Here is a 14,271-nt window from a genome sequence, read left to right on the forward strand (position 1 = left end):
CGAATCAGGCAAAGTCTGCGTGGCTAAACAGAAAACGTTGTACACCTGCACCGAATGCGGCGCGTCGTCGCCGAAGTGGCAAGGGCAGTGTCCGTCGTGCCATGCGTGGAATACGCTGGTCGAGACAGTGGCCGAATCGGCCTCCGCGCATCGCTTTCAGTCGCTCGCGAAGAGCGCGCCGGTGCAGCGCCTCGCCGACATCGAAGCGTCCGACGTGCCGCGCTTTTCAACGGGCGTCGGCGAGTTCGACCGTGTGCTCGGCGGCGGGCTCGTCGCGGGCGGCGTCGTGCTGATCGGCGGCGACCCGGGCATCGGCAAATCCACATTACTGTTGCAGTCGCTCGCGCAGATCGCGAGCGAGCGGCGCGCGCTCTATGTGAGCGGCGAGGAGTCGGCCGCGCAGATTGCGTTGCGCGCGCAACGTCTGTCGCTGCTCGAACCGGGCTCGAACGCGAACGAGCTGAAGCTGCTCGCCGAGATTCAACTCGAGAAAATCCAGGCGACCATTGCCGAAGAGCGGCCCGACGTCGCCGTCATCGATTCGATCCAGACCGTCTATTCGGAGGCGCTGACGTCGGCGCCCGGCTCGGTTGCGCAGGTGCGCGAATGCGCGGCGCAACTCACGCGCGTCGCGAAGCAGTCGGGCACGGCGATCATTATGGTCGGCCACGTCACGAAGGAAGGCAATCTCGCCGGCCCGCGCGTGCTCGAACATATCGTCGATACAGTGCTGTATTTCGAAGGCGATACGCATTCGTCGTTCCGCCTCGTGCGCGCATTCAAGAATCGCTTTGGCGCCGTGAACGAACTCGGTGTGTTTGCGATGACCGAGCGCGGGTTGCGCGGCGTCGCGAATCCATCCGCGCTCTTTCTGTCGCAGCACGAACAGATCGTGCCGGGCTCGTGCGTGCTCGTCACACAGGAAGGCACGCGGCCGCTGCTCGTCGAAGTGCAGGCCCTGGTCGATACCGCGAACGTGCCGAATCCGCGGCGTCTCGCGGTCGGTCTCGAGCAGAACCGGCTCGCGATGCTGCTCGCGGTGCTGCACCGGCATGCGGGCATCGCGTGTTTCGATCAGGATGTTTTTCTGAATGCGGTTGGCGGCGTGAAGATCACCGAGCCCGCAGCCGATCTCGCGGTGCTGCTCGCGATTCATTCGTCGATGCGCAACAAGCCGCTGCCCAAGGGGCTCATCGTGTTCGGCGAGGTGGGGCTCGCGGGTGAGATCCGGCCGTCGCCGCGCGGCCAGGAGCGCCTCAAGGAAGCCGCGAAGCTCGGGTTTTCAGTCGCGCTGATTCCGAAGGCGAATGCGCCGAAGCAGGCGATCGACGGGCTGCAGGTGATTGCGGTCGAGCGTATCGAGCAGGCAATCGACCGCGTGCGCACGCTCGAGTGACGCCGCATCGGTTGCGATCGGGCGGCGAGGATTGCGGGGCGGCGATCCGGTAACAATCCGACGGCAGTGCGAGGGCTGTTCATGAGTCGTCCGCGCGCTATCCGCGGGCCGTCTGCGGGCCGTCGACGAGCGACCCGGAGTGCGGCCTCGAGTGCAACGCCGACTTTGCCCTGTCACGCACGCACATGGTGCGCGGCGTAATCCGCCGTAAATATCGTGCGGGCGGCTGTAACCCGGAATCCACACGATTTCCCTATTCTTTGGCGCATAGGCAATCCGTCATAAACGGAAAAAGGATGCGTCTTGAAACAGACTCGTGAACCCGAAGCCGATCGGCTCGCGAACCTGCGCGGTTGCCGCGTATCGCCGCCGATTCCCCAACCGTGGGGCGACAGTTGCCGGATCATCGAATGGATCGATACGGGCGGACAGATTTCTCGCCGCGTGGTCGCTGAAGACGTCACGCCTGACGAAGTGCGAGCCATGATTCGCCGGCATGTCCAGGGGCGCAAACACGTGCTCGTCGACGACGAGCGGCAGCCGAGGCAGACCTTGCCGAGGCGATAAATGGAGTGGAACGGCGGCCGGCTTGCGTTGCGGCTGAAGTTGAACGCGGCGCGCTCGGTTGAGCCCGCTCAGTTAGTTCCGGTCAGTTAGTTCCGGTCAGTTGGTCCCGATCTGTGCGTCCCGATCAGTTGATCCGGCTTGTTTGATGCCGCTTATTTGATGCCGCTTATTTGATCCGGCTTAGTTGGTCCCGCCCGGCCAGCTCCTTCGCTTGTCTGCGCCTCGGTCCACACGCCGCGCCTTAGCCTTCTTCATATCCTTTCACCGCGTTTGCGCCCCATGCTTGCGGCATCACGCCGTCGCCGGGATGATCGGTGGGGTCGTCCTGTTCGGCCGCGGCGTACAACTCGGGCGCGAACAACGGATGCTGCGCCGCCTCGGCCGGTGTCAGCACGGGCGCCACGCAGCAGTTCAGCGGCTCGAGCAGTTCGACCCATTCGGCAAGCGTGCGCGTCTCGATCAGGGCCATCAATTCCTGCGTCAACGCTACCGCATCGGGGCCGCCGAGCGCTTGCCCGAGGCTCCAGTGGCGCTTGGCCCAATCGGAGCGGCTCAGCGCCGTGCAAAGCGTTTCCCAGAATTTGAGTTCGAGTGCCGCAATGGCGAGCCAGCGGCCGTCGCGCGTGCGGTACAGGTTGTAGCAGGGCGCGCCGCCGTTCAGAAGTCCGACGCCGGGCGCGGGCGCCGTGCCGTCGTTGACGAGCCCGACATGCGCGACCACGTTGTGCGCATGCGTGGCATGTGTCATCGATACATCGACGAAGCGGCCTTCGCCGCCGCGCGCGACATGCCATAGCGCGGCGAGAATTTGCGTGATCGCGCTCAATGCGCCGCCGAGCATATCGCCGATCTGGAAATTCGGCACGATCGGCGTGCCGTCGCGCGATGCGAGCTGATCGAGCACGCCCGAATAAGCGATGAAGTTCAGATCGTGGCCAGCAATGGTCGAGTAGACACCGGTCGAGCCGTAACCGGTAATCGCGCAATATACGAGCTTCGGGTTCAGCTCGCGCAGCGTCTCGTAGCCGAGCCCTAGACGCTCCATCACGCCGGGCCGAAAACTCTCGACGATCACATCGGCTTCGCGCGCGAGCGCGCGCAGCACCGTATTGCCCGCCTCAGTCTTCAGATCGAGCCGGGTCACGCGCTTGCCGCGGTTGACAATCTGATAGAGCATGCTCGGGCGGCCTTCGAGCCGGTCCGTCTCGCTTTGCAACATCACGCGCGATGCATCGCCATCGCCGGGCGCTTCGATCTTCAGCACGTCGGCGCCCATTTCCGCAAGCCGCAGCGTCGCGACGGGGCCCGGCAGAATGCGCGTGAGGTCGATCACGCGCAAGCCTTTTAGTGCATCAGCAGAAGACACGGTTATCCTCCGGTCGTTGATGGTGCCCGCGCGTCATGCACGCGCAGTGGCTGGTCCTGCATTTGTCGATTCCGCAATTGAAAACGGTCAACCGATTTGCTCGAGTTCCTCGTGCGCTTCGAGCCACTGTGCTTCGAGCGTCTCGAGCCGCGCGGCGACATCGGCTTGCCGGCGCAGCGCATCGGTCAGCTTTGCCTTGAGCTCGGCGTTGTAGCTGGCCGGGTCCGCGACATACGCGTCGAGCACGGCCTTCTCGGCGTTCAGCGCGTCCATTTCCTTCTCGATCTTCGTAATGCGTGTTTGCAGCGGCTTTTTCAGGTGCGCGAGCTTCTGGCGCGTTTCGGCTTCCTGGCGTCGCTGTTCCCTACGGTTCAGCGCGGCATCGCCGCCAATGCCGGTACTGCTGCCCATGCTGCCCAAGGCATCGCTTCGCGAGTTGTCGGGCTTTGCCGCCTCACCCGCCTTCAGCGCCGCGCGCTGCTCGGCCGCATGCTGCAACAGCCAGTCGCGATAGTCGTCGAGGTCGCCGTCGAACGGCTGCAGCCGGTGTTTCGCGACGAGCATGAACTGATCCGTCGTCGCGCGCAACAGATGCCGGTCATGCGAGACGAGGATCAACGTGCCGTCGAACTGTGCGAGCGCCATGGTCAGGGCGTGGCGCGTTTCGAGGTCGAGGTGGTTGGTCGGCTCGTCGAGCAGAAGCAGATTGGGCTTTTGCCAGATGATCAGCGCCAGCGCAAGGCGCGCTTTCTCGCCGCCCGAAAACGGCGCGATGCGCGCAGTGGCCATCTCGCCCGAGAAGTTGAAGCCGCCGAGGAAGTCGCGCAGCTCCTGCTCGCGGGTATCGGGCGCGAGGCGCGCGAGATGCTGCAAAGGGGAGTCGTCGGGGCGCAGCGTTTCGAGCTGATGTTGCGCGAAGTAGCCGATGCGCAGCCCCTTGCCTTGATGCATATGGCCGCTCAACGCGTCGAGCGTGCCGGCGAGCGTTTTGATCAGCGTCGACTTGCCCTGGCCGTTCGCGCCGAGCAGGCCGATGCGCTGGCCATTCTGGATGGACAGCGCGACCGCATCGACGATCGGTATCTCGCCGCCGTCGTCGGCACGATAGCCGCACCGCACGCCGTCCATCACCATCATCGGATTCGGCGCGGCATCGGGCGCGCGAAATTCGAACGTAAACGGCGAGGCGGCATGCGCGGGCGCGATCAGCTCCATCTTCTCGAGCGCCTTCATCCGGCTTTGCGCCTGACGCGCCTTGGTGGCCTTGGCCTTGAAGCGGTTGATAAAGCTCTGCAGATGCTCGACCGTTTTCTGCTGCTTCTCGTAAGCGCTTTGCTGCAGCGCCAGTTGCTGCGCGCGCAGGACTTCGAACTGCGAGTAGTTGCCGCCGTAGCGCTTGACCTGCCGGTTCTCGAGATGCAGCGTAACATTGCACACCGAATCGAGGAACTCGCGGTCGTGCGAGATCACGACGAGCGTGCCCGGATAGCGATGCAGCCAGTCTTCGAGCCAGACGATCGCATCGAGGTCGAGGTGGTTCGTCGGCTCGTCGAGCAGCAGCAGATCGGAACGGCACATCAGCGCTTGCGCGAGATTGAGGCGCATGCGCCAGCCGCCCGAGAAGCTGCCGACGCTCGCCCGTGTCTGCTCGAGCGTGAAGCCGAGGCCGAGCAGCAACGCTTCGGCGCGCGCCGGCGCGGTGTAGCCGTCGGCGTCCGCGAACGACGCGTGCGCTTCGGCTTCCGCGCTGCCGTCGTGCGCGGCCGAGGCGGCGGCGATGCGCGCTTCGATCGCGCGCAACGCGGCGTCGCCATCGAGCGTGTACTCGAGCGCGCTTTTGTCGGCGGCCGGCGTTTCCTGCGCGACATGCGCAATCTGCCAGGACGGCGGCAATGAAAAATCGCCGGCGTCCGCGTGCAGTTCGCCGCGCAGGACGGAAAAGAGCGTGGACTTGCCCGCGCCGTTCGCGCCGACCAGCCCGGCTTTTTCGCCGGGGTTCAGCGTGAACGAGGTCTGTTCGAAAAGCGGCTTGGTGCCGCGCGCGAGACTGAACTGGTTGAAGCGGATCACAACATGGCCGGGCTTGAGGAAAACGCTATTTTAGACTGTGCCGCGCGTTGCGAGGCATCGTCCGTTCGGCCGACTGGCGCGAAAGCTCCGCGTACGTAAACTGATGACTTTCTTCGGGAGCGCATATGGCAAAGACCAACCACACATCGACCTCCATCTATTCGTTCTCGGCTCGCGCGTTGAACGGCGAGGAGATCAGTTTCGAACGCTATCGCGGCCGGGCCTTGCTGATCGTCAACACGGCCAGCGAATGCGGTTTCACGCCGCAATACAAAGGCTTGCAGGCGCTTTATCAGCAATACGCGGCGCGCGGGCTCGAAGTGCTTGGCTTTCCGTGCAACCAGTTCGGCAAGCAGGAGCCCGGCGACGCGGCACAGATCGGCAGCTTCTGCGAAAAGAACTTCGGCGTGTCGTTTCAGCTGTTCGAGAAGATCGACGTGAACGGCGCGCATACGCATCCGCTTTTCAAGTATCTGAAGACGGAGGCGCCGGGGCTCCTCGGCTTCGACCGGATCAAATGGAACTTCACGAAGTTTCTCGTCGACCGTGACGGCAAGGTGCTCAAGCGCTACGGGCCGCCGACGAAGCCCGACGAGATCGCCGTCGATATCGAGAAGGTGCTGTAGCGCGCGGTTCGGGCCGGCGCCATGCGACCGGGACGGATCGGCGCCAAGGGACGGGTGACACAGGACGCGTGACGCAGGTCGGGTGACGCAGGACAGGGGGCTAACGGACCGGCGCTGCAGAGACGCACGATAAGACACGCACGATAAGGCACGCACTACAGGATCGGCGCGAAGAGCCGCGCCACATGCATCGCCATGCGGCGCCACGGCGGCGACTTCCGGTATTCACTGCGATCGATCTCGTACGATTCGGCGAAATCGCGCACGAGCATCGCTTCGACCTCGGCCGCGAAGCCGCGGTCGATCGTCAGCACCATGATCTCGAAGTTCAGGCGAAACGACCGGTTGTCGAGGTTCGCGCTACCCACCGCCGCGGCCTCGTCGTCGATCAGCACGACCTTCTGATGCAGAAAGCCCGGCCGGTAGCGAAACACGCGCACGCCGGCGCGGATCGAGTCGTGAGCATAGAGCCGCGAGGCTTCGAACACGACAATATGATCGCGCCGGCTCGGAATCAGGATGCGCACGTCCACGCCGCGCAGTGCCGCGAGCCGCAGTGCGGAGAACACGGCTTCGTCGGGAACGAGGTAGGGCGTCGTGATCCAGATCCGCTTGCGAGCTGCGCTGATCGCTTCGACGAAGAACAGCGAACACGTTTCCTGCTTGTCGGCGGGACCCGACGGTACCACGAGGCAGTGCATGTCGCCGGCATGATCCGCCGGGTCCGGCGCGCTTGCCGATACGCCGTCGCGCGCGGGCACCGGCACGGCACCCGCGCCCGATCGTGCAGTCGGCGGCGGCAGCGTCCTGATCGGCACAAGCGTGTCCGGCGCCGGGTCCGGTGCAGTGTGGGACGCGCCGTCGTCTGGCAGCGGTGCAGCCGCCGCGGTCAGCGCCACGCGCACCGATTCGGTCGCGGACGCGCCGACAACTGGGTGGACTGTGGCGGACACGGAAGCGCTCATCGAAGCGGTCACCGAAGCCGCCACCGAGGCCGCCACCGAGGCCGCCACCGAAGCCGGCACAGGCGCCGGAGCCGCAGCCGTGGCGCGAGCGGGCACCGGCGGCGCGGCGGCGGTCGCAGGCACGCGCGGCGGCGGCTCGAGCGGCGGCAATTGCTGCGTGGCCCAGTACCAGTCTTCGGTGAACACGAACTGGATGCTGGCCACGGCGGGCCCGCGCACTTCGATATGCGTGTCGCGCCACGGCGAGAGGGGAGGCTTCGCGCCCAGATATTCCACGCCGATATTGTGGCCGCCGACGAACGCGCACTCGCCGTCGACCACGACGATTTTCCGGTGATTGCGGAAATTCAGCTGGAAGCGGTTGACGAAGCGCCGGTTCGTCGCGAACGGATGCATCTCGACGCCGCCCGCGCGCATCGCGGCGACATAGCGATGCGGCAGATCGAAGCTGCCGATGCTGTCGTACAGCACGTACGCGCGCACGCCTTGCTCGACTTTCCTGATCAGCGTGTCCTTGATCAGTTCGCCGAGCGCATCGGCGCGCACGATAAAGAACTGCACGATCACATAGCTGCGTGCGCTTTCGATCGCATCGAGAATGGCCGCGAACGTCGCTTCGCCGTTGACGAGCGTGCGTACCGTATTGCCGGGCAGAAACGGCATGCCGGAGAGCCGCGTGAGCGAACGTACGAGGTGTTCGCCGAGCGCTTGCGCGGGCCGCTCGTACGACGACGCCTGAGTCTCCCATTCGCGAGGATGCGCGCGCGTGCGCAACAGTTCGTTGCCGAAACGCCGCGCGTCGACATAGCCGGCGAACTTGCTGCGGCCGAGAAACAGATACGGAATGAGCGTCAGATACGGCATCGCGACGAGCGACACCGCCCATGCGATCGCGCCTTGCGACGTGCGGGTATGCAGGATCGCATGGCACGCGGCAATCAGGCCGAGCAGGTGGCAGAGAAATACCAGCGTGCCGATGTGAAGCAGATCGAATTGCATAAGCGTACGAAGGATCGTTCGACGCGCGGTTCGCGCGCATCCGGATGCGATCGAAGCAGGGGCGCCAGGCTCGATGCCACCCCCATCTTACCGAACCGCAAACCGGCCACGCCGGTTGGCCCGATCTTGCGTGTGGACAAGCGTATTGTCCACACGAATCGGCATCATAGGTGCGCTGGCTGCGCGCCCGACAAGCGGTTCCTGATGCGGATCAATGCTCAACACTCGATGCGCAGCGTCTTGACCCCGGCCCTCGGCATTTCTTCGGCTGATGAGCCGCCGTACCCGGTACGTCTCAAGCACCGGGCAAGTCGCTCGCCTGTAGCAGGAAGACGTTGTCATCGCCGGCGCTGGTCGACAGCCACACGAGGTCGAGCCCGCCGAACGCCGCCTCGACGTTCGCACGCTCGTTGCCGATCTCGACCACGAGCACACCGTCGTCGGTCAGCCAGTTGCGCGCCTCGCCGATGATGCGTCGCACAATGTCCATGCCATCCGCGCCACCCGCGAGCGCGAGCTCGGGCTCGTGCCGGTATTCAGCCGGCAGCGCCTCCATCGACGCCGCATTCACATAGGGCGGATTCGCGAGGATGACGTCGTAACGGCGCTCGGGCAACGGTGCGAACAGATCGCCTTCGAATACGGCAATGCGTTCGTCGAGTTCGTAGTCGATCACGTTGATCGTCGCGACTTCGATGGCACCCGGCGACAGATCGACCGCGTCGATATCGGCATTCGGAAACGCGTGCGCGGCGAGAATCGCGAGGCACCCGGAGCCGGTGCACAGTTCGAGCACGGCCGATACCGCTTCGGGGTCTTCGACGTACGGCTGCAGCCCATCCTGCAGCAGTTCGCCGATAAACGAGCGCGGCACGATCACGCGCTCGTCGACATGAAAGCGATAGCCGTGCATCCACGCTTCCTGCGTGATGTACGCGGCCGGCACACGTTCGGCCGCGCGCCGCTCGATCACCTTCAGCACCGTGTCGACTTCGTCGGCGCTCAGGCGTGCGTCGAGAAACGGATCGAGCAGATCGAGCGGCAGATGCAGCGTGTGCAGAACGAGATAGACCGCTTCGTCGTAAGCATTCGCCGAACCGTGTCCGAACGACAGTTGCGCCTGGTTGAAGCGCGACACCGCATAGCGCAGCACGTCGCGCACCGTCGAGAATGGATGCGTGGCGGGATGAGAAGCCTGACAGGACGGGGTGGTGGTCATCGCAGCGGTTCCTCGCTCAGGCGATCAGTTGTTCGAGTACGCGCCGGTACACGTTCTTGAGCGGTTCGATCGAGCCGAGTTCGATATGTTCGTCGATCTTGTGGATGCTCGCGTTGAGCGGGCCGAACTCGACCACCTGCGGGCAGATCCGCGCGATGAAACGGCCGTCGGACGTGCCGCCCGTGGTCGACAGCTCGGGCGTGATGCCGGTTTCGGCGCGAATCGCGGCCGAGACCGCATCGGAAAGCGCGCCGCGCGGCGTGAGAAACGGCAGCCCGCTGACCGTCCATGTGAGTTCGTAGTCGAGGCCATGCCTGTCCAGAATCGCATGCACGCGGCTTTGCAGGCCTTCGACCGTGCTCGCGGTCGAAAAGCGGAAGTTGAACATCAGTTCCGCGTGGCCCGGAATCACGTTCGTCGCGCCGGTTCCGCTGTGCAGGTTCGACACCTGCCAGGTGGTGGGGGGGAAATATTCGTTGCCGTCGTCCCAGCGCTCGGTCACCAGTTCGGCAAGCGCCGGCGCGAGCAGATGAACGGGGTTCTTCGCGAGATGCGGATACGCGATATGCCCCTGCACACCCTTGACGATGAGCTTGCCCGACATCGAACCACGCCGGCCGTTTTTCACCATGTCGCCGAAGCGCGCGCTCGAGGTCGGCTCGCCGACCACGCAATAGTCGAGCCGCACGCCGCGCGCGGCGAGCGCTTCGACGACCTTCACGGTGCCGTCGGTGGCCACGCCTTCTTCGTCGCTCGTGATCAGAAAGGCGATCGAGCCGCGATGCTGCGCATGCGCGGCCACGAATTCCTCGCTTGCGACCACGAAGCCGGCCAGCGACGCTTTCATATCGGCGGCGCCGCGGCCGTACAGCTTGCCGTCGCGATGCGTCGGCTCGAACGGCGGCGACGACCACTGTTCGAGCGGGCCGGTCGGCACGACGTCGGTGTGGCCCGCGAACACGAGCAGCTTGCCGTCGGCGCCGTCCGTGCCATGCCGGAGCGCCCAGAGATTCGTCACGCCATTCGACTCGATCGTTTCGCAGACGAAGCCAAGCGCCGTGAGGCGCTCGACAATCAGACGCTGGCAATGCTGATCGTCGGGGGTGACGGATGCGCGCGCAATCAGCGCTTCGGTAAGGGCAAGGGTGCCGGACATGGATTCGGAACTGCTCTTCAAAACTGAGGATGAAAAAATGCCGGCCCACAAAACATGGCGGGGCCGGCAACGACTATCTTCAAACGTACTGCGTCAAGCAAGGCTCGATCACACCGTAGGCGAACTTGAGGCGAACCGCGGGCGAACCGCGGCGAACCTCAGGCAAACAGCGCCTCGTATTGATCCGCGGCAAAGCCAAGCGCCTTCACGCGCCCGTTGACCACGACCACCGGCCGTTTGATGACCGAAGGCTTGTGGATCAACAGCGCGATCGCCCCGGCCTCGCTATCGGCTTCGGCCTTCATGGTATCGGACAGGCCGCGCCACGTCGTGCCGCGCCGGTTTACGAGCGAATCGAGCGACACGTCCTTGAGCCAGTCGCGCACGAGCGGCTCGGACACGCCGGCCTTCTTGAAATCGTGAAACTCGAATTCGACGCCGTGTTCCTCGAGCCACACGCGCGCTTTCTTCACGGTGTCGCAATTCGGAATGCCGTACACGACGATCGTCTTCGCCGCAGACCGCGTTGTCATCAGTCGCCCCGCAGCAGTTCGTTCAGACCGACCTTCGCGCGCGTTTTCGCGTCGACCTTCTTGACGATGACCGCGCAGTAAAGGCTATGCGTGCCGTCCTTCGACGGCAGGTTGCCCGCCACGACGACCGAGCCTGCCGGAATGCGGCCGTAGCTGACTTCGCCCGTTTCGCGGTCGTAGATTTTCGTGCTCTGGCCGAGGTAGACGCCCATCGATATCACCGAGTTTTCCTCGACGATCACGCCTTCGACCACTTCCGAGCGCGCGCCGATAAAGCAGTTGTCTTCGATGACGACCGGGTTCGCCTGCAGCGGTTCGAGCACGCCGCCGATACCGACGCCGCCCGACAGATGCACGTTCTTGCCGATCTGCGCACACGAGCCGACGGTGGCCCACGTGTCGACCATCGTGCCTTCATCGACATAGGCGCCGATGTTGACGTACGACGGCATCAGCACGACGTTCTTCGCGATGAACGAGCCGCGGCGCGCGACGGCCGGCGGCACGACGCGAAAGCCGCCGGCGGCGAAGTCTTCGGCCGTGTAGTTCGCGAATTTGGTCGGCACCTTGTCGTAGAACTGGGAGAAGCCGCCGGCCGGCATCGGCGCATTGTCTTCGAGGCGGAACGACAGCAGCACCGCTTTCTTCAGCCATTGATTGACGACCCAGGCGCCGTCTTTCTTCTCGGCGACGCGCATCTGCCCTTTATCGAGCTGTTCGAGCGCATGCGCGACCGCATCGCGCACTTCGGCGCTCGCGGCTTTCGGCGAAAGGTCCGCGCGGTTGTCCCACGCGGTGTCGATGATCTGCTGAAGTTGTTGCGACATAAGTGACGAGACCGGTTGAAATAATGGAGAGGTGACTGAGAAGCATCGCCGCCCGACGTCGGCACCGTGCGCCGGCGTCGACTTTAACGCTTGAGCGCGCGGCAGAAGTCGACGATGCGCTGCGCGCCCTCGGTGCACTCGTCGACGTCGGCGACGAGCGCGATGCGGATGAAGTCGCGGCCGGGGTTCGTGCCGTGAGCGGTGCGCGCGAGATAGGAGCCGGGCAGAACCGTCACATTATAGTCGGCGTACAGTCGCCGGGCGAATTCGGTATCCGACAGGCCGGTGCGCGCGACGTGGGCCCACAGGTAGAACGCGGCGTCGGGCAGCCGCACGTCGAGCACGCTCGCGATCATCGGCGTGACGGTCGCGAACTTCCGGGCGTACTTCGCGCGGTTCTCGCGCACATGCGCCTCGTCGTTCCACGCGGCGATGCTCGCGGTCTGATAGACGGTGGACAGCGCCGCGCCGTGATAGGTGCGGTACAGCAGAAACTGCCTGAGAATGGCAGCGTCGCCGGCCACGAAGCCCGAGCGCATGCCCGGCACGTTCGAGCGCTTCGACAGGCTCGACAGCACGACGAGCCGCTCGTAGCCGCGGCCGAGCTGGTGCGCGGCCTCGAGGCAGCCGAGCGGCGGCTTCGCTTCGTCGAAGTAGATTTCGGAGTAGCACTCGTCGGAGGCGATCACGAAGCCGTAGCGGTCCGACAGCGCAAACAGTTCGCGCCAGTCGTCGAGCGTGAGCACGGCGCCGGTCGGATTGCCCGGCGAGCAGACGTAGAGCAGTTGCGTGCGCGCCCAGATGTCGGCGGGCACGGCGGCATAGTCGCAGGCGAAGTTGCGCGCCGGGTCGCTGTTCGCGAAGTAGGGCTGGGCGCCCGCGAGCAGCGCCGCGCCTTCATAGATTTGATAGAACGGGTTCGGACAGAGTACGATCGCGGGCTCGCCGGTTGCGGCCTGGGCGCCATTGCGGCGCGGGTCGATCACGGTTTGCGCGAGCGCGAAGAGCGCCTCGCGCGAGCCCGCGACCGGCAGCACCTCGGTGGCCGGATCGAGCGGCGGAAGATGGTAGCGCCACGACGCCCAGTTCGCGATCGCTTCGCGCAGCGGCTGCGAGCCGAGCGTCGCCGGGTACGAAGCGAGGCCGGACAGCGAGGCGACGACTGCGTCGCGCACGAGCGCCGGCGTCGGATGTTTCGGCTCGCCGATGCCGAAGCTGATCGGCTGGATGTGTGCGGGCGGCATGACGTCCTTGAACAGCAGACGCAGCTTTTCGAACGGATAGGGTTGCAGCGAGTCGAGTAGCGGATTCACTTGACGGACCGGGTCGGAACGAAACGGATGGGCGTGGCGCACGGGCGTGGCACATTAGCCGACGATTATAGCTTGGCGCCGCGGGCCGTCATCACCGGCGGCGCGGCGTCAGCGTTGGCCGAACGCGATTCATGCAACAACAAGGGGCAAGCAGATGAGCAGCAGAACCAGCAGTCGAGGGAAGCCCTATGCGCAAGTCAGTGCATCCCGATGAGCGACACCATGCACACGCAGCCTGACGCACGGCGCGGCAGCGGTTTTTCCGGCGGCCCGACGCTCGCCATCCTGATCGGCGCGTCGGTGTGGGGCGTCGTCTGGTATCCATTGCGTACGCTTGCGGCGCTCGGCATTACCGGCACGGCGGCCTCGGCGTTGACGAGCGGCGCCGGCTGTCTCTTCGTGTTGCTGCTCAAACGCCGTTCGATCGCGACGGTCCGCTGGCATTGGCTATTGCCCGCGCTCGCACTGGCCGCGGGCGTGACGAATCTCGGCTTCGTCTGGGGCGCGATTCACGGCCAGGTGATGCGCGTGTTGCTGCTCTTCTATCTGACGCCCGCATGGACCGCGCTCTTTGCGCACTTTCTGCTGCGCGAGCGGCTGCGCTGGTCGGGCGCGGCGCTCGCGGCGTTGTCGCTCGCGGGCGCGATGCTGATGCTGTGGTCGCCGCGGCTCGGCTTGCCGGTGCCCGGCAGCCTCGCCGAATGGGCCGGCCTCGCCGGCGGCATGGGCTTCGCGATGAGCAATGTGCTGACGCTGAAGATCGTGCGCGAACTGCCGCGCATGAAGGCCGAAATGCGCACGGCGACGATCTTCGGCGGCTCGGCGCTCGTGAGCGCCTGCGCAGCGGTTTTCGAAGCGATGCCCGCGCCGCCCGAAGGTGCGCATCTGGCTACTGCTGCCTTGCTGGTCGCCGTGCTCGGCATCGTGTTGGGCACAAACAACATGCTCGTGCAATATGGGCTCGCGCGCGTGCCAGCGAACCGCGCATCGATCATCATGCTCTTCGAGATCGTCGTGACCGCGCTGTCCGCGTGGCTGCTCGCCGGCGAAGCGCCGGGGCCGCGCGAATGGGCGGGCGGTGCGTGCATCGTGCTCGCCTCGGCATTGTCGAGCCGGGTGCACCGCAGCCGGTCGGCGCCGCAAGCATCACAAGCATCACTAGCGGCGGGCGACGACGGCGATCCGGACGGCCGGAATCGCTCGCGTGCGATGGTATGATTGCCGCTGCTTGAGC

At 65.2% G+C, this 14,271-nt stretch carries 12 protein-coding genes; 4 read left to right on the plus strand and 8 right to left on the minus strand.

The genetic code is table 11. The features are described from left to right. The first annotated feature begins 19 nt into the window (after positions 1 to 19). Entirely contained in the window at positions 20 to 1,396 is a 1,377-nt protein-coding gene (gene radA / locus BTO02_RS09685; RefSeq protein ID WP_075156853.1) for a DNA repair protein RadA, read from the plus strand. 303 nt (positions 1,397 to 1,699) lie between these two features. Then, positions 1,700 to 1,963, plus strand: coding sequence for a DUF2866 domain-containing protein (locus tag BTO02_RS09690; protein ID WP_075156854.1), 264 nt, complete (start codon positions 1,700 to 1,702; stop codon positions 1,961 to 1,963). A gap of 241 nt (positions 1,964 to 2,204) precedes the next feature. On the opposite strand, the gene BTO02_RS09695 is transcribed toward BTO02_RS09690, so the two are convergent. Further along, positions 2,205 to 3,329, minus strand: coding sequence for a CaiB/BaiF CoA transferase family protein (locus tag BTO02_RS09695; RefSeq protein ID WP_083615055.1), 1,125 nt, complete (start codon positions 3,327 to 3,329; stop codon positions 2,205 to 2,207). An 87-nt stretch (positions 3,330 to 3,416) separates the two neighbouring features. After that, positions 3,417 to 5,399, minus strand: coding sequence for an ATP-binding cassette domain-containing protein (locus BTO02_RS09700; protein ID WP_075156855.1), 1,983 nt, complete (start codon positions 5,397 to 5,399; stop codon positions 3,417 to 3,419). A 125-nt stretch (positions 5,400 to 5,524) separates the two neighbouring features. Between BTO02_RS09700 and BTO02_RS09705 the strand changes: the two genes are divergently transcribed. Beyond that, entirely contained in the window at positions 5,525 to 6,025 is a 501-nt protein-coding gene (locus tag BTO02_RS09705; RefSeq protein ID WP_075156856.1) for a glutathione peroxidase, read from the plus strand. Between the two features lie 155 nt (positions 6,026 to 6,180). Here BTO02_RS09705 and BTO02_RS35060 read toward each other — a convergent pair whose 3' ends face one another. The 6 genes from BTO02_RS35060 to dapC form a co-directional block, all read right to left on the minus strand. Continuing rightward, on the minus strand, positions 6,181 to 7,989 hold the full coding sequence (locus BTO02_RS35060; RefSeq protein WP_232243492.1) for a cardiolipin synthase: 1,809 nt from the start codon (positions 7,987 to 7,989) through the stop codon (positions 6,181 to 6,183). A gap of 295 nt (positions 7,990 to 8,284) precedes the next feature. Next, on the minus strand, positions 8,285 to 9,208 hold the full coding sequence (gene prmB / locus BTO02_RS09720; RefSeq protein ID WP_075156857.1) for a 50S ribosomal protein L3 N(5)-glutamine methyltransferase: 924 nt from the start codon (positions 9,206 to 9,208) through the stop codon (positions 8,285 to 8,287). A 16-nt stretch (positions 9,209 to 9,224) separates the two neighbouring features. Beyond that, positions 9,225 to 10,364, minus strand: coding sequence for a succinyl-diaminopimelate desuccinylase (dapE, locus tag BTO02_RS09725; RefSeq protein WP_075156858.1), 1,140 nt, complete (start codon positions 10,362 to 10,364; stop codon positions 9,225 to 9,227). A gap of 158 nt (positions 10,365 to 10,522) precedes the next feature. Beyond that, positions 10,523 to 10,897: an ArsC family reductase gene (locus BTO02_RS09730; RefSeq protein ID WP_075156859.1), complete on the minus strand. Its 375-nt coding sequence runs from the start codon at positions 10,895 to 10,897 to the stop codon at positions 10,523 to 10,525. After that, complete coding sequence (gene dapD, locus BTO02_RS09735; protein WP_075156860.1) at positions 10,897 to 11,724, minus strand: 2,3,4,5-tetrahydropyridine-2,6-dicarboxylate N-succinyltransferase; 828 nt, start codon at positions 11,722 to 11,724, stop codon at positions 10,897 to 10,899. Before dapD ends, BTO02_RS09730 begins: the two co-directional genes overlap by 1 nt. Before the next feature lie 83 nt (positions 11,725 to 11,807). Continuing rightward, entirely contained in the window at positions 11,808 to 13,037 is a 1,230-nt protein-coding gene (dapC, locus tag BTO02_RS09740; protein WP_075158741.1) for a succinyldiaminopimelate transaminase, read from the minus strand. Between the two features lie 222 nt (positions 13,038 to 13,259). Here dapC and BTO02_RS09745 point away from each other — a divergent pair, with 222 nt between their 5' ends. Beyond that, the gene (locus BTO02_RS09745; RefSeq protein ID WP_156883790.1) at positions 13,260 to 14,255 is read left to right on the plus strand and encodes a DMT family transporter; all 996 of its coding nucleotides are present in this window, start codon (positions 13,260 to 13,262) and stop codon (positions 14,253 to 14,255) included. Positions 14,256 to 14,271: the final 16 nt, after the last annotated feature.

This window comes from Paraburkholderia sp. SOS3 (assembly GCF_001922345.1).
Lineage (GTDB): Bacteria > Pseudomonadota > Gammaproteobacteria > Burkholderiales > Burkholderiaceae > Paraburkholderia.

Coding starts and splice junctions, on each gene's coding strand:
- prmB (WP_075156857.1), bottom strand. CDS start 9,208: ATGACCACCACCCCGTCCTGTCAGGCTTCTCATCCCGCCACGCATCCA.
- BTO02_RS35060 (WP_232243492.1), bottom strand. CDS start 7,989: ATGCAATTCGATCTGCTTCACATCGGCACGCTGGTATTTCTCTGCCAC.
- dapD (WP_075156860.1), bottom strand. CDS start 11,724: ATGTCGCAACAACTTCAGCAGATCATCGACACCGCGTGGGACAACCGC.
- dapE (WP_075156858.1), bottom strand. CDS start 10,364: ATGTCCGGCACCCTTGCCCTTACCGAAGCGCTGATTGCGCGCGCATCC.
- BTO02_RS09745 (WP_156883790.1), top strand. CDS start 13,260: ATGCACACGCAGCCTGACGCACGGCGCGGCAGCGGTTTTTCCGGCGGC.
- BTO02_RS09730 (WP_075156859.1), bottom strand. CDS start 10,897: ATGACAACGCGGTCTGCGGCGAAGACGATCGTCGTGTACGGCATTCCG.
- BTO02_RS09705 (WP_075156856.1), top strand. CDS start 5,525: ATGGCAAAGACCAACCACACATCGACCTCCATCTATTCGTTCTCGGCT.